The organism is Labrys sp. HAY1-8F, from assembly GCF_056754975.1.
Genome location: NZ_JBPGWZ010000001.1, coordinates 988,500 through 1,014,819, shown reverse-complemented (window position 1 = coordinate 1,014,819; position 26,320 = coordinate 988,500). Strand labels below are relative to the sequence as shown.

At 60.7% G+C, this 26,320-nt stretch carries 15 protein-coding genes, 2 pseudogenes and 1 other annotated feature; of the genes and pseudogenes, 11 read left to right on the top strand and 6 right to left on the bottom strand.

All coding sequences use genetic code 11. The features are described 5' to 3' along the window. Positions 1-23: 23 nt before the first annotated feature. Positions 24-1,073 carry a LacI family DNA-binding transcriptional regulator gene (locus ACR9ZN_RS04600; protein ID WP_454817504.1) on the bottom strand — a complete coding sequence of 350 codons (1,050 nt, stop codon included), beginning with the start codon at positions 1,071-1,073 and terminating at the stop codon, positions 24-26. Positions 1,074-1,179: 106 nt separating this feature from the next. Between ACR9ZN_RS04600 and ACR9ZN_RS04595 the strand changes: the two genes are divergently transcribed. The 4 genes from ACR9ZN_RS04595 (at position 1,180) to ACR9ZN_RS04580 (ending at position 12,442) form a co-directional block, all read left to right on the top strand. Then, the gene (locus ACR9ZN_RS04595) at positions 1,180-2,016 is read left to right on the top strand and encodes a phytanoyl-CoA dioxygenase family protein (RefSeq protein ID WP_481271491.1); all 837 of its coding nucleotides are present in this window, start codon (positions 1,180-1,182) and stop codon (positions 2,014-2,016) included. 727 nt (positions 2,017-2,743) lie between these two features. Then, the gene (locus ACR9ZN_RS04590; RefSeq protein WP_434960442.1) at positions 2,744-3,196 is read left to right on the top strand and encodes a DNA-binding transcriptional response regulator; all 453 of its coding nucleotides are present in this window, start codon (positions 2,744-2,746) and stop codon (positions 3,194-3,196) included. Positions 3,197-3,268: 72 nt separating this feature from the next. Then, entirely contained in the window at positions 3,269-3,481 is a 213-nt protein-coding gene (locus tag ACR9ZN_RS04585) for a hypothetical protein (protein WP_481271490.1), read from the top strand. A gap of 417 nt (positions 3,482-3,898) precedes the next feature. Then, positions 3,899-12,442: a GH36-type glycosyl hydrolase domain-containing protein gene (locus ACR9ZN_RS04580; protein WP_481271489.1), complete on the top strand. Its 8,544-nt coding sequence runs from the start codon at positions 3,899-3,901 to the stop codon at positions 12,440-12,442. A gap of 311 nt (positions 12,443-12,753) precedes the next feature. Here the strand turns inward: ACR9ZN_RS04580 and ACR9ZN_RS04575 are convergent, their stop codons facing one another. The 4 genes from ACR9ZN_RS04575 to ACR9ZN_RS04560 all read right to left on the bottom strand — a co-directional run bounded on the left by ACR9ZN_RS04575 (position 12,754) and on the right by ACR9ZN_RS04560 (position 15,674). Further along, the gene (locus ACR9ZN_RS04575) at positions 12,754-13,071 is read right to left on the bottom strand and encodes a hypothetical protein (RefSeq protein ID WP_481271488.1); all 318 of its coding nucleotides are present in this window, start codon (positions 13,069-13,071) and stop codon (positions 12,754-12,756) included. Between the two features lie 58 nt (positions 13,072-13,129). After that, the gene (locus ACR9ZN_RS04570; protein ID WP_434960445.1) at positions 13,130-13,339 is read right to left on the bottom strand and encodes a cold-shock protein; all 210 of its coding nucleotides are present in this window, start codon (positions 13,337-13,339) and stop codon (positions 13,130-13,132) included. Between the two features lie 255 nt (positions 13,340-13,594). After that, positions 13,595-13,792 carry a hypothetical protein gene (locus ACR9ZN_RS04565; protein ID WP_481271487.1) on the bottom strand — a complete coding sequence of 66 codons (198 nt, stop codon included), beginning with the start codon at positions 13,790-13,792 and terminating at the stop codon, positions 13,595-13,597. A 1,603-nt stretch (positions 13,793-15,395) separates the two neighbouring features. After that, a complete protein-coding gene (locus tag ACR9ZN_RS04560) occupies positions 15,396-15,674 on the bottom strand; it encodes a hypothetical protein (RefSeq protein WP_454817513.1) in 279 nt (92 codons plus the stop codon). A gap of 243 nt (positions 15,675-15,917) precedes the next feature. Between ACR9ZN_RS04560 and ACR9ZN_RS04555 the strand changes: the two are divergent. The 6 genes and pseudogenes from ACR9ZN_RS04555 to ACR9ZN_RS04530 all read left to right on the top strand — a co-directional run. Further along, positions 15,918-16,917 (top strand): annotated as a pseudogene (locus tag ACR9ZN_RS04555) (IS3 family transposase); the annotation flags it as partial. Continuing rightward, positions 16,198-16,312 (top strand) — a sequence feature (AL1L pseudoknot). (Overlaps the previous pseudogene by 115 nt.) 546 nt (positions 16,918-17,463) lie before the next feature. Continuing rightward, positions 17,464-18,414: an ABC transporter substrate-binding protein gene (locus tag ACR9ZN_RS04550; protein WP_441770823.1), complete on the top strand. Its 951-nt coding sequence runs from the start codon at positions 17,464-17,466 to the stop codon at positions 18,412-18,414. A 70-nt stretch (positions 18,415-18,484) separates the two neighbouring features. Then, entirely contained in the window at positions 18,485-19,969 is a 1,485-nt protein-coding gene (locus ACR9ZN_RS04545; RefSeq protein ID WP_481271486.1) for a mannitol dehydrogenase family protein, read from the top strand. Between the two features lie 50 nt (positions 19,970-20,019). After that, positions 20,020-20,166, top strand: a pseudogene (locus ACR9ZN_RS04540) (ribose ABC transporter permease); the annotation flags it as partial. Between the two features lie 661 nt (positions 20,167-20,827). Then, positions 20,828-22,399 (top strand): Re/Si-specific NAD(P)(+) transhydrogenase subunit alpha, encoded by a 1,572-nt coding sequence (locus ACR9ZN_RS04535; RefSeq protein WP_454817517.1) that lies wholly within the window; start codon positions 20,828-20,830, stop codon positions 22,397-22,399. 10 nt (positions 22,400-22,409) lie between these two features. Next, positions 22,410-23,846: an NAD(P)(+) transhydrogenase (Re/Si-specific) subunit beta gene (locus tag ACR9ZN_RS04530; RefSeq protein ID WP_481271485.1), complete on the top strand. Its 1,437-nt coding sequence runs from the start codon at positions 22,410-22,412 to the stop codon at positions 23,844-23,846. A gap of 219 nt (positions 23,847-24,065) precedes the next feature. On the opposite strand, the gene ACR9ZN_RS04525 is transcribed toward ACR9ZN_RS04530, so the two are convergent. After that, positions 24,066-24,851, bottom strand: a complete 786-nt coding sequence (locus ACR9ZN_RS04525; RefSeq protein WP_481271484.1) for an AraC family transcriptional regulator — start codon at positions 24,849-24,851, stop codon at positions 24,066-24,068. Positions 24,852-24,956: 105 nt separating this feature from the next. Between ACR9ZN_RS04525 and ACR9ZN_RS04520 the strand changes: the two genes are divergently transcribed. Continuing rightward, positions 24,957-26,213: an MFS transporter gene (locus tag ACR9ZN_RS04520; RefSeq protein ID WP_481271483.1), complete on the top strand. Its 1,257-nt coding sequence runs from the start codon at positions 24,957-24,959 to the stop codon at positions 26,211-26,213. The last annotated feature ends 107 nt before the right edge of the window (positions 26,214-26,320 follow it).

Below are 26,320 nucleotides of genomic sequence, written 5' to 3'. Positions count from 1 at the left end.
GCCTGGGCTGACCGGGCGCGATGTCATGGCTTGCGAACTGCTGGTCTGCCTGATGACGCCCGCTCGATCAGAGTGCATCCGACCTTGTGAATGCGGTTAGGCGACGATGTGGTCTTGTTTGCGAGTTGCCCGATGGCCCAGGCGCCCATCGGACGATGCGGAAGCTCAAGCGTGGTCAGCTGGGGCCGCAGGTGGCGTGACAGCTCGTCATCGTCATATCCGACGACGGAAAGATCATCCGGAATGCGCAATCCGGCCTCGCCGATCGCAGTAAAGCAGCCCATGGCCATTTTGTCGTTCTGGCAGAAAATGGCAGTCGGTGGCTCCTCGAGCGACAGGAGTTTCTGCGTCGCCTCGAAGCCGGATGTCGGTGTCCAGCTCCCCTCGACGACCAGCCGGCCGTCGTAAGGAAGGCCAGCCTCCGCCAGCGCCTCTCTATAGCCGGCGAGCCGATCCTGAGCCGCCTCCATGAAACTCTCTCCAACGATTGTGCCGATGCGCCTGTGCCCTTTCTTGATCAGTGAGCTGGTCGCCATTCGCCCGCCCGTCATCTCATCGGGGACCACCGCTGGAAAGCGGTCATCGTCGGTATAGCAATTGAGCAAGACCAGGGGGACGGGAAGAGTGTCAAAGGCGTGATCCAAGGAGACCCGACGTGTGAAGATCGACATATAAACAATGCCTTGCGCGCCGGCCTGCAGAAGCCGAGCCAGCGCTTTGCGCTCGTGTTCCGCCCGGCCTTGGGTTTGCGCCACGAGAATGGTCACGTCGTTTTCCCAGGACGCGTGCCGGGCGCCCTCAATGGCGTTGACCGCTTCCGGCGTTGTCGCCAACTGGTCCACAATGAAGCCGATGCAACCGCCTCGCAGGTCTTCGAGACCCGCCCGCCGGATCGGACTTCCCATTCCGTAGCCAAGGGAGCTGGCAACATTCAACACCCGCTCCCGCAGTTCGGGAGAGATCTTGATGTCCGTGACGCTGTTCAGAACGACGGATACCGTCGCCTGCGAGCAACCGGCCGCCTTCGCCACGTCCATCATCGTCACGCGCTTGGTGGTCTTCCGGCTATTCACGTGTCCCCCGCTCGGACCTCGATCGTACATGAACTAATAAAGTTCGACCATTGACTAATAATTATTAGTAGCGGTAGTGTTGGAAAAATTGGGAGGAGATAGCTCCATGACCGCGCAGCCCTCGTACAAATACGACATCGCCTCCCATGTGGCGCAACTTGCCCAGGACGGCATTATCGGACTGAAAGGGGCCTTCAGCCCCGAATGGGCTGACCACATGTGGGAAGACATGATGACGGCGTTCTGGTCAGCCATTCAAAGGCCCGGCGGCGCCGTCGGTCGCGGTCCGCGCCGCTGGTATGTCGAGATACACCCGCAGGCGTTTGGCGGTTTTGTGGACCTCATCGTCCACCCATGGGTGGTGGATGTCTGCACCCATGTCCTGGGGCCTGATTACCAGATCGTGGAAGTCGGCTTCGACGTGCCGTTCCAAGGTGCAAAGTACCAGCCCTGGCACCGCGACTTTCCCTCGCCTGTCGACACCTATCGCGATCGAAAAATCACCTCGCTCGCCTTCAACCTCACCGGCGTCGACGTCACCGAGGATATGGGGCCTTTCGAAGTGGCGCCCGGAACGCAATATGACGACGGCCGCGAATGGAAGCACGAGATGTTTCCGGACAAGTCGCTCTGGAGCCGTTTCCAGGAGCGTGCGACCCGCAAATATCCTCAGCGTGGCGATGTCTCCTGTCGGTCGGCCCTGACGGTCCACCGAGGAACAGAGCACCAATCGCCCATCGCGCGGCCCGTCATGGTCCTCGGCGTCGATGCACCAGGGGCTGGACATGCCGAACTGCATGACATGATGGTCACCCGCGACTGGTATGACGCGTTGCCGGACATTGCGAGAAAACATCTCGTCTGCCGGGTCGTGGATGAGTTGGTGCCGATCAGCCAGAAGCACGATATCGAAGGTCTCGTGATGGGAGCCGATCCGACCTGAAGACAGCCCTCAGCGCGGGTGGATCAACCAGCCCGCCATTTTGGTGTCTCGAACTCTGTGGTAGAATGTCGAGAATAGCGGGCTGCATTGACGCCCACCACAGAACGACGCCAGGCTATGCTATCACTTCTTTTTTGGAAGAATAGTGCTGACCGGCGTCAGCGTTCCTCGCGTCAGTAATGAAGTTGCGGCAGCGGGGGCTGCCGGCTTGGCAGCCTTTGGCTTGCGAGTTTCCCGATTGCCGCGTTTTTGTCCCTTGGCCATTCCTGTCGCCCTTTGTCAGCCGCATTTTGAATTTCTTGCGCAGAAACACAAAGCCCTGCGATCTTTAAAATCCAAAATGGTGCGATGGTTTCGCTAGTTATGTTACATCATATTTCAAAATTATATTCGTAAATGAACGCAATAATCATACCAATTGACATTTGAAATAGGCAATTTACGTTTTCACTTAGGTAGTTATGATTACAAAAATTAAAAGGGGGGGAGGATATATTATTTTGTTTATTTTAAATTCATGAAAAATACCTTGATATTGAGGTGGATCCGTGTAAGGTTTCACTGCTGCATTTTCTGGCCTCCGTGGCCAGAGGTGCCACCATATGTGAGGTCAATCGGGCTTCACGTGCTGCGCCACCGGTTTTTGCAGCGGGGACCAGCCAGGGCAAATTACCTGCCGTCGCCACGCAACAGGCCCATCCCGGCCCTCGTATCGACAGGCTTTGATATGCCCACCAGCACCACCATCGCCGCGGTGAATCATCGCCGTCGGCATTCGGACAGGCCTTTGCAATTGGCCTCATCTCCCTTGGTTCTACTCGTGGAGCACGAACTCGCTTCGCGTGTGAGCAGTGCCAACGAACTGCTGGATGAAGGCTACGATATTGTCGAAAGTGAAAGTGCCAGCGAGGCTATGAGCATTTTGCGGAGTCGCAGCGACTTCGATGCGATGATTGGTGACATTGACGCGGAGCATGCTCCTGGTGGGCTGGCTCTTGTTCGCTACGCGGTAAATCACCATCCGTCGATGAAGATCCTGGTCCGGTCCGCCTGGCCGGATGCCCAAGCGGAGTCGGGCGAGATCGATACGGATTTTCTGCCGAAGCCATATCCCGCGGGTGACCTCGTCCGGCGCATGCACGGCCTGCTCGGCTATCGGCTTGCGCCGGTACGTGAATAATCCGTCTGCACCGCAAGGTTCTCCGGTGACGTGGAACCCCCCTATCGAAATCTAAAACGACGAAGGAAATCCATGATGGTTACAGATGTGAAGCCGATCTACAGCAGTTCAAACGGGGATCGCTGGGTTCTGGTCCACGACATCGAATCCGGCCGATCTTTGGTCAGGCATGAACCGAACCGGTCTTCGGGCGGGAAAGCAGTCGAGATCGATGTTGACGACTTCATTCTGCGCGATGGTGAGAGCCCACAAGGGATCGCGTTACGAGCATTGCTGGGCAAATAATTCTTCGTTCGGGTAGCCCGAAGAGAAAAATTCAGGACACGGGCATCGGATCGGAAAAATTAATTGCGAGTCTCGATGTGAATTTGATCCATAAACTCGATCATAAAACCTAAAATGGCGATATTTTGTAGTTTTATTTTTATAATTTATCGCTAGTTCGCCGTTCGATTCAATTCAGAATCGAACATATTTCCAAAAATGCCGTCAATATATTGATATAAAGTCCCGAAAATATTCGCGATTGATCGTCTAAACTGAACGGAAACAATAGCAGGCGCTAGCCACGGATGGACTAGCGGGCGTTTGCTCGCATGTCATTTTGGATGAGACCGATTTTGGAGGTGCATACGCGTGCTGCCATGGAGCTCGCCATTCATATGCGCTGAAGCCGGCGCTGACAGCGCGACTGGATAGGGAATGAACGCTTTGTTGCATCGGATGTTCGGGCTTCGCGCGCCACCACACCCATGGAGCGCCATCGCACCGGTGCGCGAGGAGCTGTTCGGCGTCGAGCGGCTCGAGCAGCATGCGCAAAGCCTCGCTGCTGCGCAAACGGTCACGAGGCGCCCGCCCGCCGTTCTGCCTCTACAGACACGATTGAACGACAATGCCACTGCACTGCTCAAGGCGTACCGGGCAAGCGCCGCGGATGTGGAAAGCGGCCTTGGTATTGTTCCCGCGGCGGAATGGCTTCTCGACAATTATCATCTAGTCGAGGAGCAGATCCGCGAGATCCGGGATGACCTGCCGCCTGGCTATTATCGGCAACTGCCGAAGCTGGCGAGCGGGCCTTTCGCGGGCTATCCGCGGGTGTTCGGGCTAGCCTGGGCCTTCATAGCGCATACCGACAGCTATTTCGATCCCGAGCTATTGCGCCGGTTCATCCGCGCCTACCAGCAGGTCCAGCCGTTGACGATCGGTGAATTGTGGGCCGTCGCGATCACGCTGCGCATTGTCCTCGTAGAGAATCTGCGCCGGCTCGCCGACCAGATCATTGCCGGACGCGAGGAGCGGGCGGACGCCGACGCCCTGGTCGAAAAGCTTCCTGCAATAGGGCAGGCGGCTTCCGAGCTCGATGTCCTGATGGGCCCCTTCGTGCCCCTGTCGGACATCTTTGCCGCGCAACTCGCCAAGCGGCTGCGGGATCAGGATCCCAGGACGACCCCCGCGCTTGGATGGTTCACGGAGCGGCTCCGCCTGCAGGGCACCTCGATCGAGGATGTGGTGCAGCATGCCCAGCAAAGGCTGGGAGCATCCAACGTCACCGTGCGCAATGTCATCACCAGCATGAGGCTGATCTCCGACATCGATTGGGCGGACCTGTTCGAGACCGTGAGTCTCGTCGACGAGCGTCTTGGCTCGGGAAGCGATTTCGCCGCGATGGATTTCCCGACGCGCAATCTCTACCGGAGTGCAATCGAGGAGCTTGCTCGCGGCTCGTCATTGACGGAACTCGAGATCACCGGGCAGGTGCTGGAGACAGCGCGGCGGGCAGCCGCGGGCATGGTCGAGCCCGAGGAACGCTGGCGGCTCGCTGATCCCGGCTACCATCTGATCGGGGACGGCCGGCGCGCGCTGGAACGGGCGATCGACTTCAAGCCGCCTCCACGAACGCGGATAAGCCGCTTCGGCCTGCGCCTGGGCATCAGCGGATATGCGGGTGCCATCTTTTCCGTTACCGCCGTGCTGCTCGCCCTGGCGTCATGGGCGCTTGGCCTCTACGGCCTTGATGCCGGCTGGCTTGCCCTGTTCGTCTTGGTGGGGTTCGTGCCGGCGACGGAGGCCGCGATCGCGATGGTCAACCGAGTGGTTGCCTGGTGTTTCGGCGCGACAGCGTTGCCGGGCCTCGAACTCGCCGATGGCGTGCCGCAATCGCTGCGAACACTCGTCGCCGTGCCGACGCTGCTGACCAGCGAGGCCGATCTCCTGGAACAAGTCGAGCGGCTGGAAGTGCATCATCTGGCGGGCTCAGGCGGTGACCTGACTTTCGCCCTCCTCACGGACGGCCTCGACGCGGATCGGCAGACCGTCGAGAGCGATGTGGGACTCATCGCCGTGACGGCGCAGGCGATCGCGCAACTCAATCGACGCTATGGTCCGGGACCGGGAGGCGACCGGTTCCTTCTTCTCCATCGTCGCCGCCTCTTCAATGAAGGCGAGAGCACATGGATGGGATGGGAGCGCAAGCGAGGCAAATTGCACGAGCTCAACAGGCTGCTTCGCGGGGCCTCCGACACCAGCTTCGTGGCCGTGGAAGGGCGCCCCCCCCAGGTGCCGGACGGCGTGCGCTTCGTCATTACCCTCGATGCCGATACCAGATTGCCGCGCGATGCCGCGCGCCGTTTGGTCGGCAAGATCGCCCATCCCCTCAACAGACCCAGATTCGACGACGGCGAACGACGAGTCGTGAGCGGCTACGCGATACTCCAGCCGCGTGTCACGCCGGCATTGCCGCTCGACCATGAGGGCTCCATCTATCAAAGGGTGTCGTCGGGCCCGGCCGGCATCGATCCGTACGCGGCGGCGATCTCGGACGTCTACCAGGATCTGTTCGGCGAGGGCACCTATACCGGCAAGGGTATTTACGACGTCGATGCTTTCGAGGCCGCTCTCGCCGGACGCGTGCCGGACAGCACGCTGCTGAGCCATGATCTCTTTGAGGGCGTTTTCGCTCGCGCCGGTCTTGCCTCCGACATCGAGGTCGTCGAGGAGGTCCCGCCGCGATACGACGTCGCCGCAAGACGCCAGCACCGATGGATCCGGGGCGACTGGCAGCTTCTGCCCTGGGTGTTCGGCTCCTCGACCGGGGACCGGGCGATGCCGCCCCTGGGGCGCTGGAAGATGCTGGACAATCTGAGGCGGTCGCTGCTGGCGCCCTTCACGCTGATGGCCTTTGCTCTGTCGTGGCTGTTCCCAATCCCTGCGGCAGCGGTCGGACTTGCGGTCGTGTTCGCGGCCGTTGCGATCCCGGCCTTCCTGCCGGGCGCTTTCTCCATATGGCCGCGCCGCTCGGGACTGCATTTGCGCAATCATCTCGGCATGCTCGATCGTGGCCTGCGCCTCGCGGCTGCCCAAGCGTTCTTTTCGATCGCCTTCCTGCCCGATCAGGCTTGGCGGACGGGAGACGCGATCGCAAGAACCCTTGCGAGGCTGTTCGTCACGCATAAGCATCTTCTGGAGTGGACGACGGCGGCAAGATCGGCTGCAGCACCGCGCCTGAGCGTGGGTGGCTTCTATCGCCGGATGGCGGGCGGTGTGGCGCTTGGCCTGGTTCTGGCGGCACTCGCCGTCACGCTCGCTCCGGCCTCCTGGCTGCTCGTCCTGCCTTTCGCATTGCTCTGGGCCGGAGCGCCGGCACTTGCGTTCCGCATCAGCCGCGCGCCGCCGATCTCGCGCCGGCTTACCATGTCGCAGGCGGAGGCGGCCGATCTGCGCCTCACTGCGCGTCGCACCTGGCGCTATTTCGAGACCTTCGTCACACCGTCCGACAACATGCTGCCGCCCGATAATTTTCAGGAAGAGCCGAAGCCGGTACTCGCGCGGCGTACGTCACCCACCAATATCGGGCTCTATCTGCTTTCCGCGGTTGCCGCCCGCGATTTCGGCTGGGCCGGGCTTACGCAAACCGTCGAGCGGTTGGAAGCCACACTCGACACCATGCGCAAGCTCGCCTTGTTCAAGGGGCACTTCTTCAACTGGTATGATACGCAGAATCTGCGCATTCTCGAGCCGGCCTATGTCTCGTCGGTCGATAGCGGAAACCTCGCGGGTCACCTGATCGCGCTTGCCAACGCCTGCGAGGAATGGGTGGGCGCCGCACAGGCGCCGGATGTGAGGGCCGGCATGCTGGACGCCTTCACCCTGGCGCGCGAGGCGGCCGACGCCCTGCCCGCCGGAGGAGGAGGGCCCGGGCAACCACTCACCGTCATTCTCGATGAGATCGAGGCCCTGCTCAACAGTCCGAGGGCGATCGAGTCCATCGCTGCGCCACTCAACAGGCTGGTCGAAAAGGCCACCGATTCGGCCCGCACGGCTATGTCTTTGATGAAGGACAATGGAGAAGGCGGGCCGCCAGACCTGTTGTTCTGGATCGAGGCGATGAGGCAAGGCGTGATCGAGTGGAGCCGTGATCGTCTCGGGATTGCCGATGTGCCGAACCTCCTCGAGGAGCGCCTGCAAGCGATCGCCGACACGGCGCGTGAAATGGCGCTCGCGATGGATTTCGCGTTCCTTCTCGATCCCGACCGGAAACTGCTGTCGATCGGCTATTCGCTTGCCGACAATGGCCTCGACCCAAGTTGTTACGACCTGCTCGCCTCGGAGGCGCGGCTTGCCAGCCTGTTTGCGATCGCCAAGGGTGATGTTCCCACACGGCACTGGTTCCGGCTGGGCCGAACCGCGACTCCGGTGGGAAGCGGTTCGGCATTGATCTCCTGGTCCGGATCAATGTTCGAATATTTAATGCCGTCGCTGGTGGTGCGTGCGCCGGCCGGCAGCCTGCTCGAGCAGACGAGCCGCCTGGTGGTAGGGTACCAGCAGGCGTATGCGCGCTCCCTCGGCATCCCGTGGGGCATATCGGAATCGGCCTACAACGCCCGCGACTTCGAGTTCACCTACCAGTATTCAAACTTCGGCGTGCCGGGCCTGGGTCTCAAGCGCGGCCTCGCGGGACAGGCCGTGATCGCGCCCTACGCGACGGGACTGGCGACTATGATCGACCCCCAGGCGGCGCGCGCGAACTATAGCCGGCTCGCTGCGATGGGCGCCCGTGGCCGCCACGGCTTCTATGAAGCGCTCGACTTCACCCGCTCCCGTCTGCCGGCGGAAGAGAAAGTCGCCATCGTGCGCGCTTTCATGGCCCACCATCAGGGCATGACGATCGTCGCCATCGCCAACACCCTCCAGGAGGGACGGATGCGCGCCCGGTTCCATCGCGAACCGATGATAAAGGCCAGCGAACTCCTGTTGCAGGAACGTATCCCGGACGAGATCGCCATAGCGCAAGCCCGGGCTGAGGAGGTGAATGCGCCGCCTGTCGCAGCCATCGACGAAGTTGCCTCGGCGCGGCGGCTTGCCGCCTCGGCTGCAGGCCCGCCGATGACGCATCTGCTCTCGAACGGTCGCTATGCGGTGATGCTGACCACCACCGGCGCCGGCTACAGCCGCTGGCGCGACATGGCCGTGACGCGATGGCGGGAGGATGCGACCCGCGACGACTGGGGGTCGTTCATTTTCCTCAAAGACGTCCAGACCGGAAAGGTCTGGACCGGGGGCGCACAGCCGATAGGGGACAGTTCCGGAAACGGAGAAGTCATCTTCGGCGAGGACTACGCCCACTTCATCCATCGCGACGGCAGTCTGACCACGACGATGGACGTCCTGGTCTCTTCCGAGGACGATGGCGAAGTCCGTCGCATAGGCCTGACCAACAATGGTCGCCGCCCGCGTGAGATCGAGCTTACCTCCTACGCGGAAATGGTGCTGGCGACGCCCGCCGCCGACAACGCTCACCCGGCCTTTTCCAAGATGTTCGTTCAGACCGAGCATCTTGCCGAGTTTGGCGCACTCGTGGCGACGCGCCGGCCGAGGTCCCCTGACGAGCCACGGCTCTGGGCGGCCCATCTCACGGTGGTCGAGGGTGAGATTGCTGCCGATCCGCAATATGAGACCGATCGGGCCCGCTTCCTCGGCCGCGGCCGCACGATCGCCGACGCGGCGGCTCTCAAGGAGGATCGGCCGCTCTCGAACACGGTCGGCACGGTTCTCGATCCGATCTTCTCGCTCAGGCAGCGCGTGATCGTTCCGCCCGGCAAGGTGGTGCGGGTCGCTTTCTGGACCGTGGTTGCATCGTCGCGGGCCGAGCTTCTGGACATCGTCGACCTGCATCACGATCGCAGCTCGTTCGATCGCGCAAAGACACTGGCGTGGACCCAGGCACAGGTTCAGCTTCGCCATCTCGGCGTCGCGGCGGCGGAGGCGGCCGATTTTCAGCGCCTCGCTGCACCGATCCTCTACGCCGATCCGCGTTTTCGGGCATCGTCGGAAGCGATCCTGCGCGGGGCTGGACCCCAGTCTGGACTGTGGCCGCTTGGAATCTCCGGCGACCTGCCGATCGTCGTGCTGCGCATCGACGATATCGCGGACATCACCCAGGTCGGACAGTTGCTCCGTGCCCATGAGTATTGGCGCATGAAGCGCCTCGCCGTCGATCTCGTTATCGTCAACGAGCATGCCGCCTCGTACATGCAGGATCTACACATCGCGATTGAAATGGCCGTGCGCAGCAGCCAGTCCCGGCCAAGGCTGGGCGATGCCCACGCGAATGGCTCGGTTCATGTGCTGCGGACCGATCTCATGAGTGCCGAGGCCCGGTCCCTGCTGCATGCGGCGGCCCGAGTTGTACTCCACGCCCGTCGCGGGCCAATTGCCGATCAGGTCGGGCGCTTTTGGCCCCAAGCAGCCGTGCCGTCCCATGGCCGGCGGACAAAGGCGACTATACCCCTCGGATTGTCACAGCCAGCAGCACCCGAACTCGAATTCTTCAACGGCCTCGGCGGCTTCGACAGGGACGGGCAGGAATATGTGACCATCCTCCATGGCGGCCGCACCACGCCCGCGCCCTGGATCAATGTGATCGCCAACGCCAGCTTCGGCTTCCAGGTCTCGGTGGACGGAGCGGGCTATAGCTGGGCGGAGAACAGCCGCGAGAACCAGTTGACGCGGTGGTCGAACGATCCGATTGCAGACCCCTCAGGCGAGGCGATCTATGTGCGCGACGAAGTCACCGGCGATCTCTGGAGCCCGACGGCGCAGCCCATCCGTGACGGAGATACCTATGTCGCTCGCCATGGCTTCGGCTACAGCCGCTTTGAACATGAGACGAACGGGATCGCCCTCGCGCTGCTGCAATTCGTGCCGCTTTCCGACCCGGTCAAGATCTCCCGCCTGACATTGCGCAACAATTGCGAGCGGTCGCGCCGATTGTCGGTTACGGCCTATGCGGAATGGGTGCTGGGCATATCGCGCGGCGCTTCCGCGCCGTTCGTCGTGACGGAGATCGATGCGGCCACCGGCGCCATCTTCGCCCGCAACCCCTGGAACACAGCCTTTCCGGGCCGCATCGCCTTCGCCGATCTCGGCGGGCGTCAGACATCGTGGACAACGGATCGTAGTGAGTTTCTCGGGCGTGGCGGGGAGCCTAGCACGCCGGCCGCACTCATGGATGAGCACGCGCTGTCGGGTGCGGCGGGAGCCGGCCTGGACCCCTGCGCGGCGCTCGCCACGAGCATCGAGGTCGGCGTGGGCGAGACAGTGGAGATCGTGTGGCTGGTCGGCCAGTGCAGTTCGGTGGAAGACACGCGCGAACTGATCATGCGCTATCGCAACGCCGATCTCGACGCGGTACTGGCATCGGTGACCGAACATTGGCAGACCCTGCTCGGCTCGATCCAGGTCAGGACGCCGGATCGCACCATGGACCTGATGCTGAACGGCTGGCTGCTCTACCAGGCGCTCGCATGCCGTATCACAGCCCGCTCGGCTTTCTATCAGGCGAGCGGCGCTTACGGCTTCCGCGACCAGCTCCAGGACGGCATGGCGCTATCCTTTGCGGCTCCCGAAGAGACCCGCCGCCATCTCCTACGCGCGGCCTCTCGGCAGTTCGTCGAGGGTGACGTACAGCATTGGTGGCTACCGCATTCGGGCCAGGGCGTGCGCACGCGCATTTCCGACGACCGTGTGTGGCTTGCCTTCGCCACCGCGACCTATGTCGCTGCTTCCGGCGACGCTGCAGTGCTGGAAGAGACAGTGCCATTCCTGGAGGGGCCGCCGCTCGGCGAGGGCGAGCATGACGCCTTCTTCCAGCCCTCGATCGCCGACGAGCAGGAGACGCTGTTCGAGCATTGCGCTCGGGGCCTTGACCAATGCCTCGAACTTACGGGCGAGCACGGCCTGCCGCTGATGGGAACCGGCGACTGGAACGATGGCATGAACCGGATCGGCGAAGGCGGCCGGGGCGAGAGCGTGTGGCTCGGCTGGCTGCTGGTGCGTGCGATCGCGCTTTTTGCTCCTTTTGCCGACAGTCGCGATCCGGCCCGTGCCGCACGTTGGCGGGCGCATGCCGCCTCCGTCCAAGCCGCGATCGAGCGCGACGCCTGGGATGGCGAATGGTATCGCCGGGCGACGTTCGATGATGGAACGTGGCTCGGCTCGAAGGAGAGCGAGGAATGCCGGATCGATTCCATCGCCCAGTCCTGGGCGGTGCTGTCGGGTGCTGCAGACCCCGCGCGCGCCGTGCAGGCGATGGCCGCGCTCAATAGACACCTGATCCGCCGGGAGGATGGTCTGGCGCTGCTCTTCACACCGCCTTTCGACACGACCTCCCGCGATCCCGGCTACATAAAGGGCTATCCGCCGGGCTTACGCGAGAACGGCGGACAATACAGCCATGCCGCCATGTGGGCTATCATGGCCTTTGCAAAGCAGGGGGACGGCACAGCGGCTGCCGATCTGTTTTCGCTCCTCAATCCGATCAACCACGCCCGAACGCCTGAGGAGGTCGAGCGCTACAAGGTCGAGCCTTATGTCATCGCCGCCGACGTCTATTCCGTTCCGCCCCATGTGGGACGAGGGGGGTGGACGTGGTATACGGGCTCAGCCGCATGGATGTATCGCGCGGGCGTGGAAAGCATCCTGGGCATTCGCCGCGAGGGTGCCTGCCTTGTTATCGATCCCTGCATCCCCGCTGCCTGGCCGGGCTTCGAAGCCACGGTCAAGATTGCCGCCACCCAATACACCATCCGTGTCGAAAGCCCATCCGATACGGGTTGCAACGTTGTTGTTGCGGCTGTCCTCGACGGGGCACCTCTCGGATGCGTCAAAGGCTATGCCCGTGTCCCCCTGGACGGAGGAATGCACGATCTGCGGATCAGTCTCGGTGGAAAGGTCCTTCATGGGGCATGACCGTTCGTCTGCCTCTCCGATTCTGAGTTTGTGGAAGTGTTCGTCGGCATTGCCGCAACGTGCGCGATCTCTTCGAACAGGTGCCGGCCAAGCCACGGCCAATTGAGTTCATCGACGTGCTCGGCCGAAAGCCAGACCGGCAGTGCAGGCCGGCTTCGAGGCCACTATGAACGCACTGTTCCTGAAAGACTTTCCGCTGAAAACCCATAGAGGCCTGCGGAGCAGGATGGAGAAGGACAAGGCGGAGGAGGGCGCTGTAACAGGCCTGCCGATCTGGAAGGTTCCTCGAACAGCTGTTGTTCGGAAACGTCTCAGTCGGCCGCTTTGCGCAGCGGATAATTATTATGGTCGTAGAGAGACTGGATCTCGGCGCCGGTGTAATCGCCATCATCGGTTTCGATCATGAGCGTTCGCAGTTCTGCCAGCGACTTCTCGACCGCGAACTGAACGGCAAGTGCGAGGCTTTCGAACCGACGATATTTCTGGGGTGCCCTGCCTCGCATTGAACGAAAGGCTCCGGGTATCTGCACATATACCGCTGCGGGCGTCGTGAAATCCAATGTCGTCATTTCGGCAATCTTCTCGTAAATCACCATAACAAAAAGGCCGGGCGAACCCGGCCTTCTCATCGCGCATCAATGGCCAGTGCCAGTACATCCGTGGTCAAAGACCAGACGCGCCATATTCTCACGCAGCCTGAAGGTTCTCAGCTGCACTTTTTCCATTGCGCCGATCCGTCACGACATCAAACGAGAGCTTCTGACCCTCTACGATGGTGTGCATTCCCGCCCGTTCGACGGCAGAAATGTGAACGAACACATCGGAGCCTCCAGCATCGAGCTGGATGAAGCCAAAGCCCTTGGTCGTGTTGAAGAACTTTACGGTTCCGGTATTCATAACGATTTCCTTTCAATCGTTCATAATAAATAACCCACCGTGCAAAGCCCCGGCGAGTAAGTTTTGATCGATTTTTGGAGAGGAAAATCGTCGGCGCCAGTAGCGCAGAAAAAGATCGGCAACAAGATCGATGAAAATTATCATAAACTTTAAATATGATTATGGCAAGTCAGATAAATATTTTTAGAACTTTCTTCGGAAAGATCCCAGAAATTCCCGGAATTAACATCTCGTATTCCAGAAAATACGAGATGTTCACTTGTCGATCTTAACGACGGATAATCCACTCGGCAATGTGTCCCCGTCGCGAAGCTCAGCAAGTATCTGCGTCACGTCCTCCCGGAAGGACTGCCACATGGGCTCGCCCTCAAACCCTACCAATTCCTCATGTCCCTCCATGCGGCACATCAGGCGGCAAATGCGCTCCACCGGGCCGGAGAGGTTTTGGGACATCGTTCTTTCCTTTCAGTGTGTCTGTTACCGGTGAGCGGAAAGGCCCCTGCCTACCGTTCCGCATTCCCCCGATCGGCAAAGGGAGGCGTTTGCACAAGTGTCGCTATGAGTCGCAGCAAAGCCCTATGCTCTGGACCGTCTGCGCCAGCTCTGAGGAAGTCGCGCAAGGCGATAAATGAAATGGCGGAGCCGGAAGGACCATTCGCTTGATGAATGATGATGGCCATCCCGTCCGAAGGATCGCGACCGAGGTACCAGACATCATCGCCAGGGCTTCTGTAAAGCTCACGTCGTTCTTCCATCTCAGTTCTCCTGTTTTGCGGTAGCCGGCAATGAGTTGGGTCAGCTTCAGGCAAAATGAGAGGGCCCGGGTGAGAGCTCCACGTCGCAGCCGTTCCCCGCCGCGCCGCTGGCTTCCTCAGTACCTGTCATCATGACAATGTGATTGTCTCACTCTCATTTGGACAATGGTGCGAACGCTGGCTGGGGTGACATCCAAGCAAAGGGACCAAGGTCATCATCCAGCCACGGACCACCCCCTGCAGTCTATTGACAGGATCTTTCAAAATCACATTCGTCTTGCACGCCGACCAGAACTTATCCCAGGTCGCGTTGAGCTTGACTCTTCCTGGGAGCGCGGACGTTCTCGTCCGCTCTTGGAAACACGGCAATCGCGGATCGAAGAGCGGATCGTCCGACACTCTCTTGAGTGTTGCAGGGACGTCCGCGCTCCCAGGAAAGCCAAGTCTTCGATAGGTCAGTGTGTTTGAGACTCGATATTACTCGTCTCTACGGCTTTCGAGCCAGGGAAGCTCCTTTTCGTTTCTAGCCGATCAACGCTGGGATCTTGCCAGTTCGCTACGGCGCATGGGCGATGGCTTCCCGTAGCCTTTGAATGAGTTCTTCATGCCCTATGGCTACGGATACTGTCGTTTGATCACCCAGATATATCATCGACCCCTCCTTGAGAGGTTCGATTTTCAAAATCTGGGATACGTTCACAGTAACCGGTGTTGCGTCGCGGCCTGTCTTTGTGAGTGTCATGAGGATTGGTTTCATCTGCCCCCTCGGATTATGAATGTGGCCCCTGACGAGCAACATAACAAGGCGTGAAGGGTACGCTAAACAAGGAGGACCTTGAAGCTCTGCAGACAGCATTCCCTCATAAGCAAACAGGTGTTGCCCCGGTCTTGGTTTCTCACTCTGAAATCTCTGTTTTCCGTCCGCTGCCCGCTGCTGCGCTCCAACAGCATTGCACCTTATGGGGACGAGCGAATTAGACGGGCTCGCTGGACCCGTCGAGATCCGGGGGAGGTCTTTTGGAGCCTGGTTCGCGTAGGCGGTGTCCCGTCGGTATTTGTACCGCCGGCGGTCTCTTCACGGTCGCCTTCGCTGTCATGCCTTTGTATTTCTTGCGAAACGTTGGAGCGCTTCTTGTAATATGAACTTGAAGCGACAGCAAAATCGCTGTTCTTCGGTTGATTTTTTTGTGCAGACTTATCATTTTTATTTTTCATATTATCCAATCCAATCATCAAGTTTAGATCTTAAGCCTTATTTGTCGGATTTAATATGAATAAATATTTATTTTGTCTAAGTAATTCTAATTGCTCTTGTTTGTCCCGTGCTCATTCATCAAGGGCAATTCCAACTGAGGCCCGCGCACATAAACGACGTCGATGCCTACTTCTTGGGCCAAATTCGTTGCGGCTTTGACTGCATCGCCGCGGGTATGAAACGGCCCAATGGGGTCGGAGGGAACAACATCCTCCGAGTATGTGGCGCTGTTTACAACCCAAACGGGGCCGGTCAATTCAATCAGGACCCAATGGCTTTCCGTCGGAGGGCTTTCGTCTTCGCGAAGAAATCGAACCGTGGTCATCGCCGTTCCCCTACCAATCCTCATAGGGTGAGAACAGTATGGCACTCGCAAGGTTCCAGTTCGAGGTTGCCACACTCGCATGTGACGACGGTATTTATCTGTAGGATCGCAGCGAAGTTGAGCTTTCACCGCGCGAAAACCCGGTACCCGGTTCCTACCACGCCGATCGAGCCAGACCCGCCGGAGATGCTGAACCGCGCCGGGTTTGGCGGAGGCTTCAACTTCTGAGAAAGTGGAGCCGCTATGAGTAAGACAACGAACAAGTTTTCACCTGAAGTCCGTGAGCGGGCCATCCGCGTGGTGCTGGATCACGAAGCAGAACATCCGTCGCGTTGGGTTGCCGTTTCATCTATCGCGGCCAAGATCGGCTGCTCGCCACCACGCTGCATGAATGGGTGAAGAAGACCGAGGTCGACAGTGTCAAACGAACAGGCTTGCCGAGCGATGTGGCCGAGAAGATGAAGGCTCTTGAGCGGGAAAATCGCGAGCTTCGCCAGGCCAACGAGATTTTGCGCAAAGCGTCAGCATATTTTGCTCAGGCAGAGCTCGACCGCCCTTCAAGCGATGATCTCGTTCATTGACGAGCACCGTGGGTGTTCGGGGGCGAGCCGATCTGCAGGCTGCCGCCGATTGCCCCTTCAACCTACTATCAGAACGTAGCCAAGCGACTGGACGTTGAGCGCCTGTCGATCCGTGCCCGCAGCGATATCAGCCTGAAGATGGAGATACGTCGTGTCTTTGAGCAGAACTTTTGCGCGTCTATGGTGTTCGTAAGGTCTGGCGGCAACTGAAGCGGGAGGGCTTTGACGTCGCCGGTTGCACCGTCGCCAGACTTATGCGGTCGATGAGCCTGCAGGGTATCATTCGAGGAAAGCTGGTCCGTACGACGTTCCCGGACAAGACGGCGCCCAGCCTATCGGACCGTGTGAACCGCCAGTTCAAAGCCCCTGCGCCGAACATGCTGTGGGTTTCGGACTTCACCTATGACGCCACCTGGCGGGGCTTCGGCTGCGTGGCCGTTGTCATCGATGCTTTCGCCCGTCGCATCGTTGGTTGGCGAGTAAGCCGGACGGCACACGCGAGTTTCGTCCTTGATGCTTTGGAGCAGGCTCTTCATGATCGCCGTCCCGTTCATCGTGGCGACCTCGTGCATCACTCGGACAAGAGCGTTCAATAGGTGTCCATTCGGTATTCCGCGCGGCTGGCAGAGGCAGGTGTCCAACCATCTGTTGGGAGCGTCGGCGGCACTCAGCACGGCTCTTGGAGGCGCGACCGGTGGGCTTGGAGTCGCCTTGGTCGGACTGCCGAATGTGTTCTTCTTTCCCGCCGCTTTCTCCGCCGTTGCCGTCATCGGATTGGCTGCGATGGCTCGCTCCTCTGAGTTGAAATAGTTTTGCTCGAGCGCTACGCGTCAACCTATCACCTCAGCCGGTTCTGTCAGATCAAACCATCGTCCGGCAGCACGACAGAGACCTTACCTGCCGGATTCCAGGTAGCGATTACTTAGAGCACACTATCGTGCCGTCGCCGGCGGGCCTCTTGCAGTGTTGTTCTCCGCGTCGCCGATCAAGTCCGTGAGCAGCTGAGAATCTACCTTGTTCATGGCTTTTACCCGCCGCCCATTTCGGTAGCATGGTTCGGCGCAGACGGTGCCGCGATCAGCGCAGCGCACGGGTCCGCTCGATATCGACATAAGAGGTTGACAGGGCAGTCGAGTTGATAACAGTCTGTATATGTTAAATGCTAAATTCTAATGAGATCGATCTCATTAGGGGGGAACGTGAAAGCCATGAATTATCTCGCCGGCTTTGCAATGACCGGCGTTGCCTTGGCCATGGGTGCGGTTGCTCCAGCCTCGGCCAAGGACGTCAGATCGGTGGGTATATCGGTGGGATCGCTCGGCAATCCCGGCTTCGTGATCATCGCCAACACGGCGACCCAGATCATCAAGAAGGCCTATCCCAAAGCACAAGTGACCACCGTCGGCTACGACTACGACCTCGGCAAGCAGGTCAACCAGATCGATAATTTCATCGCTGCCGGTGCCGACTTCATCCTGCTCAATCCCGGCGATCCCAACGCGATCACCCCGGCCATCAAGAAGGCGCAGGCGGCCGGTATTCCCGTCGTCGCCTTCGATACGGCCGCCGAGGGAGCCGATGCCGTAGTAATGACCGACAATATCATGGCTGGCAGTGTTTCCTGCCAGTATATCGCCGACAAGCTCAAGGGTGCCGGCAATGTCGTCATTCAGAACGGGCCGCAGGTTTCTTCGGTGATCGACCGTGTGGTGGGCTGCAAGCAGGTACTAGCCAAATATCCCGACATCAAGATCCTGTCGGACGACCAGGACGGCAAGGGATCGCGCGACGGCGGCATGGCGGTGGCGCAGGGCTATCTGACCCGCTTCCCCAAAATCGATGCGATCTTCACCATCAACGATCCGCAGGCTATCGGCACGGCGCTCGCGGCCAAGCAGGCAGGTCGCAGCGAGTTCTTCATCACGTCCGTCGACGGCTCGCCCGACATCGAGTCTGCCTTGAAGGATCCGGCCCTGGACATGATCAAGGCCTCGGCCAGCCAGGATTTCTATGCCATTCCCAAGGTCTCGGCGCAGACGGCAATGGACTTGGTCAACGGCAAGAAGCCCGAGAAGCCCATTATTTTGATTCCCTCCGCCCTGGTTACCCGCGAAAATGTCGGCGACTATAAGGGATGGAATACCAAGCACGACGACTGACACCGTCGTCTGGCTCAAGATGGCCTCCTCCTGCCCGAGGAGGCCATTTCAATCCTGAAAGTACAGGCCCATGCTCCCGCTCAATACTTCGACACTTGCCTCATTCGGCCCGACCGTGACCAGGCCGATCTACGACCGAAGCCGGCTGCGGGCCGGGATCGTGCATTTCGGGGTCGGCAATTTCCATCGGGTGCACCAGGCAGTCGCCATCGATGCCTGCCTCCATCATCCCGGACATGAGGATTGGGCGATCTGCGGCGTAGGCCTGACGGATGGTGCCGCTGCCCGCACCAAGGCCGATGCCTATCGCCGGCAGGACAATCTCTACACGGTGACGCAACTCACCTCGTCGATGCCGAAGCAAACGCAGGTCGTCGGGGCGATGATCGACTATCTGCATGCTCCGGCGGATCCGGAAGCTGTGCTCGCCCGCCTCGCTGATTCCGCGACCCGCATCGTCTCGCTCACCATCACCGAAGGCGGCTACAATATCGACGAAGCCAGCGGCGCTTTCCGTCTCGATACCCCCGACATCCGCCACGATCTGGCGGGCGGACCGCCCCGGACAGTGTTCGGCTATATCGTGGCTGCGCTGGCGCGCCGGCGCCAGGCCGGGCTGCCGCCCTTCACGGTGATGTCCTGCGACAATCTCCCACGCAATGGCGACACCTCGCGTCTGGCCGTGATCGGTTTTGCCCGCGCTCTCGATCCCGGTCTTGCCGATTGGATCGAGGCGAATGGCGCCTTCCCCAACTCGATGGTCGACCGCATCGCACCGCAGGTGCCGGAAGACGAGCGCCGACGCATCACCACCGGTATCGGCGTCGACGATTTCGTCGCCGCCACCTGTGAACCCTATACGAGCTGGGTGGTGGAGGATCGTTTCTGCGCCGGGCGGCCGCAGCTCGAACTGGCCGGGGTGGTGTTCAGCGATGAGGTGCCGGCCTATGTCGCGGTGAAGGGGAGGCTCTCCAACGCCGCCCATATGCTGATGTGCTATCCATCCTTGCTGATGGGTGCCCGCCTAGTCGACGAAGGCATGCGCTACCCTGACATTCCCCGCCTTCTCCACGCCTTCTGGGAGCGAGACGTCCGGCGCCTGGTCGAACCGCCCGCCGGCTATTCGACGAAAGACTTCACCGACAAGGTGATCGAACGTTTCGCCAATCCCGCGATCAAGGACCAGCTCCTCAGGGTGGCCGGCGACGGCGCCTCCAAAATCGTGGTCTTCCACGGCAAGACGATCGGCCAGTTGCTTGCCGGCGGTGGCGAGCTCGACCGCGAGGCCTTCCTGCTTGCCTGCTTTGCCCGCTATCTAGGCGGCGTGGATGATCAGGGCGTTGCCTTCGAGATTTTCGAACCGCGCATCGGCACAGCCGATTGGCAGAGGCTGAAGGGTGGCGATCCCCTGGCCGTGCTCGACATCGAGGCTTTTGCCAGCCTGGGTCTTCGCCGAAGCTCGGCCTTCGTTGCGGCCTATCTCAAATCCCTAGGGGCTCTGGCAGAGCAGGGCGCTGCTGCAACATTGCTGCAACTGCTGAGATCACGGCATTGAGTTGGGGGCAGGATGAACGCAGGCCAGAGGCATGCCTTCCTTGAAATGCGGTCGGCGCCCTGATCATCGCCGTGCTCTCCAACGGCCTGACCCTGATCGGTGTCTTCGACATCTGGCAGTTCATCATTAAGGGCTTGATCATTATCGGAGCCGTCGCTCTCGACCGCCTGCGATCTTCCGGCGACGCCCGGACATAGAAATCGATACTCACTCGTGAGGTCGGAGAGCCCACGAAACGGCTTCATTGCGTGATCTCAACAATGAAAGCCAGAAACGACCGCATCATCGTCGTCGACGCATACGAGATCGTGCTGGCTGGGAGCGAGCAGGCTCTCCCTCCCTATCGCGGCCTGCCTTGCCGAAGCCGGAACCGCTCCTGGCGAAGTGGCGGTGATCGGGGATGGAGCCCGCAACGCGCTGTGGGTGCGGATTCTCGCCGATGTGCTTGGCCGGCGGCGAGGCGATCGCCGTAATTGCCACCAAGTCCGCCAATCTTGGACGTTGCCAAGCCGAGGGCCGAGCTGATGCAGGCCTATGCCGATAATTTTGCGGCCTTCTCGACGGCTCCTATCGGTTGTCGAGGGTGGTGCTCTAAAAGACTCTTATAGCAAGAGGCATTTTCAATAACTCCTGGTTCCGTCCAACGATTTTTGCCAAATCGTCGATTTGGTGTCTGAGATCGTCAGGTGTTCAAACCCCCGATGCGCCAGCATCTCCGGGGCTTGGTATAAGGTCAAAGTGTGTATGGGTCGTCGACATGGACTTGACCCCACGACATAAGCCGAAGCTAAATATTGGCGATCCATCAAAACTGAACATCGAAGGATGCCGGTGGGAGTGCTGGCGCAGGGGAGTGGAATGAAGATAGGCGCACTGAAAGAAATATGGGCGGGTGAGACGCGGGTTGCGGTGACCCCGTCGTCCGCGGCGCACCTTGCCAAGCTAGGCCATGAAGTCTTTGTCGAGGCCGGCGCTGGAACTGCTTCCGGTTTTGGCGATGCCGACTATGTGAAGGCGGGCGTCGTGGTGGCCAATTCTGCCGCCGATCTCGTCGAGGCCGTCGACGTGGTGGCCAAGGTACGCCAGCCCAGCGATGCGGAACTGGAGCGCATGAAGAGCGACCAGACGCTGATTTCCTTCTTCTACCCAGGCCAGAACCAGGAACTGCTCCAGCACGCGAAGGACAAGGGCATCACCGCGGTGGCCATGGACATGGTACCCCGCATCTCGCGCGCCCAGAAGATGGACGCCTTGTCCTCGATGGCCAATATCGCCGGCTATCGGGCGGTAATCGAGGCTGCCAACAATTTCGGGCGCTTCTTCACCGGGCAGGTCACTGCCGCCGGCAAGGTGCCGCCGGCTAAGGTACTGGTGATCGGCGCCGGCGTCGCAGGCCTTGCCGCGATCGGCGCAGCCCGCGGGCTCGGGGCGATCGTGCGCGCCTTCGACGTTCGGCCTGAAGTCGCCGAGCAGATTGAGTCGATGGGTGGCGAGTTCCTCTTCCTCGATTTCTCCGACCAGCAGGATGGCGCTTCGACGGGTGGCTATGCCGCGCCCTCATCGCCCGAATTCCGGGCCAAACAACTCGAGCTGTTTCGCGCGCAGGCGCCCGAGGTCGATGTCGTCATCACCACGGCCCTGATCCCCGGCCGCGACGCTCCGAAGCTGTGGACCGCCGACATGGTGGCGGCGATGAAGAACGGCTCGGTCGTGGTGGACCTTGCCGCCGAACGCGGCGGCAATTGCGACCTGACCGTGCCGAACGAGAAGATCGTCAGCGAGAATGGCGTCACCATCGTCGGCTATACCGACTTCCCCAGCCGCATGGGCGCGCAGGCTTCCGAGCTCTACGCCAACAATGTCCGCCACTTCATCGCCGACCTGACACCTGCCAAGGACGGCATCATCAACCACAATATGGAGGATGACGTGATCCGCGGCGCGACCGTCACGCGGGATGGTGCCATCACCTTCCCGCCGCCGCCGCCCAAGATCGCGGCCATTGCCGCGCAAAAGCCGAAGGAGAAGGCCAAGGAGCTGACCTTGGAGGAAAAGCGGGCCAAGGAACGCGCCGACTTCAGGGCACAGACCCGCTCGCAGTTCACCCTGCTCGGCATCGGCGCCGTGCTGATGCTGATCGTCGGCCTCTATGCGCCGCCCAGCTTCCTCGGCCATTTCATCGTCTTCGTGCTGGCCTGCTTCATCGGCTTCCAGGTGATCTGGAATGTCAGTCACTCGCTGCACACGCCCCTGATGGCGGTCACCAACGCGATCTCCGGCATCGTCATCCTGGGCGCACTGCTGCAAATAGGGTTCGGATCGTGGTGGGTGATCCTTCTCTCGGCGATTTCGGTACTGATCGCCTCGATCAACGTCGTCGGCGGCTTCCTCGTCACCCGGCGCATGCTCGCCATGTTCCAGAAGTCGTAAGGGGATCGCCATGGAATACGGATTGACCACGGCGATCTATGTTGTTGCCGCCATTCTCTTCATTCTGTCGCTCGGCGGCCTGTCGGGGCAGGAGAGCGCCAAGCGCGCCGTCTGGTACGGCATCATCGGCATGGCGCTGGCGGTGCTCGCCACCCTGTTTGGCGCCGGCTCGGGCCATTTCTATCTGACGGTGGTGATGATCACCTTCGGCGCGCTGGCCGGCTGGTATGTCGCCAATCGCGTGCAGATGACGGAAATGCCGCAGCTGGTGGCTGCCTTGCACTCCTTCGTGGGCCTTGCCGCAGTGTTCATCGGCATCAATGCCGAGATCACGCTGCAGGATGTGGTCGCGGCTCATGCCTCCGGTACGACAGAGACCTTCACGGGCTTTGCGGCGGTGCTGGCGCACAAGACCTCGGCCGAGATCGCCATGCTGAAGGTCGAGGTCTTCCTCGGCATCTTCATCGGCGCGGTCACCTTCACCGGCTCGATCGTGGCCTTCGGCAAGCTGGCCGGCAAGATCGACGGCAAGGCCCAGAAATATCCTGGCGGCCATGCCCTCAATGCCGGGGCAGCGCTGCTCTGCCTGGTTCTGGGCATCGCATATTGCATGGGCGCCGGGCTGTGGGCGCTTTTGTTGATTACGCTCGCTGCCGGTTTCATCGGCTGGCACCTGATCATGGGCATCGGCGGGGCTGACATGCCGGTGGTGGTGTCGATGCTCAACTCCTATTCGGGCTGGGCGGCGGCGGCGATCGGCTTCACGCTGGGCAACGACCTCCTGATCGTCACCGGCGCGCTGGTGGGCTCGTCGGGCGCGATCCTGTCCTACATCATGTGCAAGGCGATGAATCGCTCCTTCGTGTCGGTCATTCTCGGCGGCTTCGGCGGCCAACAGCAATCGACCATGCAGATCGAGGGCGAGCAGGTCGCCATCGATGCCGACGGCGTGGCGTCAGCGCTCAACGATGCCGAGAGCGTCATCATCGTGCCCGGCTACGGCATGGCGGTCAGCCAGGCCCAGCAGTCGGTCAGCGAGCTGACGCGCAAGCTGCGCGCCGCCGGCAAGAACGTGCGCTTTGCCATCCATCCGGTGGCGGGCCGGCTACCTGGCCACATGAACGTGCTGCTCGCCGAGGCCAAGGTGCCGTACGATATCGTGCTGGAGATGGACGAGATCAACGAGGACTTCCCCTCCACCGACGTGGTCATCGTCATCGGCTCCAACGACATCGTCAATCCGGCGGCCCAGGAGGATCCGGGCAGTCCGATCGCCGGCATGCCGGTGCTCGAAGTGTGGAAGGCCAAGACCGTCTTCGTCTCCAAGCGCGGCCAGGGTACCGGCTATTCGGGCATCGAGAACCCGCTGTTCTTCAAGGAGAACACGCGCATGTTCTACGGTGACGCCAAGAAGTCGATCGACCAGCTCCTGCCCATGCTGGTCTGATCCAACGGGGCGATATCGGAATATACATGGCAAAGGTCGCTCCCGGCATACGGGAGCGACCGGAGGCTTCCTCCCGAGGAATTGCGGTGTTCGAAATTCACCGGTCCCTGGCACTGTGAAGCAGCATAGAAATTGGCCGAGGGTGCGAGGCCGTTTTCCAAGATCATCATTCAAGGCTCGCAAGAGGCCTTCGCAATATCAGGGTTTCTTGGCCTTTTTTCAGTTCGCGCGGCTGGTACGCATCCCAAGATAGGTCAGGGGCGGACTGCCGAAGGCGCGCTTGAACATGATCGTGAATGCGGCCGGGTTTTCGTAGCCCAGGTCGATCGCAACCGTCGTGACGGGCTCGCCCGCCGCCAGACGGGGCATGGCGAATAATAGACAGGCCTGCTGGCGCCAGGCCAGGAAACTGAGACCCGTCTCGAGCCGAAAAACGCGCGTGAACGTGCGCCGGCTCATGCCGAGCGCTGTGCTCCAGTCGTCGATTTGCTCGTGAATGTTCGGTCGTTCGACGAAACGTCGGCAGCGGAGAGCCAGCGGGCCGTGCGAGGGGTAATTCAGCGAAAGCGGCAGGGCCGGCATTTGCTGCATTTCATGGCGTATCAACTCCATCAGTGCGCCGGAGCGGCTATCGAGGTCGTATTCGAGTGGTAGGCTGAGCGCCTCGGTCATCAGGCTTCGCATGAACGGCGAAATGCCGACGACCTGGCAGTAGGCAGGCATGCTCGGAACCGCGTCAGGCTCGAGATACAGGCTTTGCATGCCGACCACGCCGACCATGCGAACGTGATGGGTCGTGCCGGGTGGAATCCACATTCCGCGTTGCGGAGGCATGACCCAGGTACCGTCCGGTGTCGCAAGCACGACGACGCCGGACGCGCCGGAGATCAACTGCCCGCGTCGGTGATGGTGAGGCGGGACGATGAAGCCATCCGGATAATCTCGGCCGATCGCGATAATCGGCCGGGGGATGTGATCGACGGTGTCGATATGAATGTCCCGCATGTTGGCCCACTCTCGTAGGATTTTGGCCCAACATTGGTGGCAGGCCGCATGGCCACTCGGTACGCTGCCGATCGGCCGAACACAAGCTCTCCGTTCCGATCGGCGATGGCTTTCTCCGAGGATTTTCCCGTGTCTACCCGAACTCTACCGCGTCAACATACATCCCCCCAAACGCAGACAAGGACAAAGACGGTATTCACCGTCTTGGGGGCGGCAAGTTTTTGCCATTTGCTGAATGACATGCTGCAGGCGCTCCTGCCCGCCGTCTATCCGATCCTTCAGGGCAATTTCGAACTCAGCTTCGCACAGGTCGGTTTTCTAACCTTCATCTACCAGATCACGGCATCGCTGTTTCAGCCCTTCATCGGTTACTATACCGATCGCCGGCCCATGCCATATTCCCTGCCTGTGGGCATGGCTTCATCGATGTCGGGTTTGCTGACGCTCGCCTTCGCACCCAATTATGGCGTGCTGCTGATCGGCGCTATGTTGCTCGGCCTCGGCTCCTCGATCTTCCATCCGGAATCGTCACGCATTGCTCGCCTGGCGTCCGGCGGCGCCCATGGTCTGGCGCAATCGCTGTTTCAGGTCGGCGGCAATTTCGGATCGGCGCTCGGTCCCTTGGCGGCCGCCTTCTTCGTGCTGCCTCGTGGACAGGCCGGGCTCGCCTGGTTCGCGCTCGCCGCTCTTGCCGGCATCATCATCCTGACGGCGCTGGGGCATTGGTATCAGCTCAACGGTCACGCAAAGCGGGCATCGCACAAGGCTCCCGACCATCATCCGACACTGACACGCGGTCAGGTTTCGCGGGCGATGGCCGTACTGATCGCGCTGCTTTTTTCAAAATATATCTATCTCGCCAGCTTCACGAGCTATTACATCTTCTATCTCAAGGGCAAATTCGGCTTGGCCACGCAGACGGCCCAGATCTATCAGTTCGTCTTCTTCGCGGCCGTCGCATCCGGTACCATTGCCGGCGGGCCGATCGGTGACAGGCTCGGGCGCAAAGTCGTGATCTGGGTTTCGATCCTTGGCGTGCTGCCATTCACCCTGCTGCTGCCGCATGTCGGCCTGACCGCAACCGCCGTGCTGAGCGTGATCATCGGCTTCGTGATCTCCTCAGCCTTCCCGGCGATCGTGGTCTATGGGCAGGAGCTGATGCCGGGCCGTGTGGGCATGGTATCGGGCCTGTTCTTCGGCTTCATTTTCGGGATCGGTGGCATCGGGGCAGCCGCACTCGGCACGTTAGCGGACCGGACCGGCATCGACTTCGTGTTCCAGCTCTGTGCCTTCCTGCCGGCACTCGGCATTCTCACGGTGTTGCTGCCGAACCTGCGAGGGCACGAGTCATCGCAGGCATGAGGGGCTGGCAGCGGCGCTCACTTTGCTGTGCGGCATCTGAGCCTGGAACAGAAGTTCGGGCATAAGTCCCAGGGATAGCGAGCCCACGTGCGCGAGAGCGCGCGCGG

Bases quoted from the DNA above. Each gene is read 5' to 3' on its own strand.
- ACR9ZN_RS04595 (WP_481271491.1), top strand. From the start codon at position 1,180: ATGACCGCGCAGCCCTCGTACAAATACGACATCGCCTCCCATGTGGCG.
- ACR9ZN_RS04585 (WP_481271490.1), top strand. From the start codon at position 3,269: ATGATGGTTACAGATGTGAAGCCGATCTACAGCAGTTCAAACGGGGAT.
- ACR9ZN_RS04525 (WP_481271484.1), bottom strand. From the start codon at position 24,851: ATGCGGGACATTCATATCGACACCGTCGATCACATCCCCCGGCCGATT.
- ACR9ZN_RS04535 (WP_454817517.1), top strand. From the start codon at position 20,828: ATGAAGATAGGCGCACTGAAAGAAATATGGGCGGGTGAGACGCGGGTT.
- ACR9ZN_RS04565 (WP_481271487.1), bottom strand. From the start codon at position 13,792: ATGTCCCAAAACCTCTCCGGCCCGGTGGAGCGCATTTGCCGCCTGATG.
- ACR9ZN_RS04550 (WP_441770823.1), top strand. From the start codon at position 17,464: ATGAATTATCTCGCCGGCTTTGCAATGACCGGCGTTGCCTTGGCCATG.
- ACR9ZN_RS04560 (WP_454817513.1), bottom strand. From the start codon at position 15,674: ATGACCACGGTTCGATTTCTTCGCGAAGACGAAAGCCCTCCGACGGAA.
- ACR9ZN_RS04570 (WP_434960445.1), bottom strand. From the start codon at position 13,339: ATGAATACCGGAACCGTAAAGTTCTTCAACACGACCAAGGGCTTTGGC.
- ACR9ZN_RS04530 (WP_481271485.1), top strand. From the start codon at position 22,410: ATGGAATACGGATTGACCACGGCGATCTATGTTGTTGCCGCCATTCTC.
- ACR9ZN_RS04545 (WP_481271486.1), top strand. From the start codon at position 18,485: ATGCTCCCGCTCAATACTTCGACACTTGCCTCATTCGGCCCGACCGTG.
- ACR9ZN_RS04580 (WP_481271489.1), top strand. From the start codon at position 3,899: ATGAACGCTTTGTTGCATCGGATGTTCGGGCTTCGCGCGCCACCACAC.
- ACR9ZN_RS04520 (WP_481271483.1), top strand. From the start codon at position 24,957: ATGGCTTTCTCCGAGGATTTTCCCGTGTCTACCCGAACTCTACCGCGT.
- ACR9ZN_RS04575 (WP_481271488.1), bottom strand. From the start codon at position 13,071: ATGAGAAGGCCGGGTTCGCCCGGCCTTTTTGTTATGGTGATTTACGAG.
- ACR9ZN_RS04590 (WP_434960442.1), top strand. From the start codon at position 2,744: ATGCCCACCAGCACCACCATCGCCGCGGTGAATCATCGCCGTCGGCAT.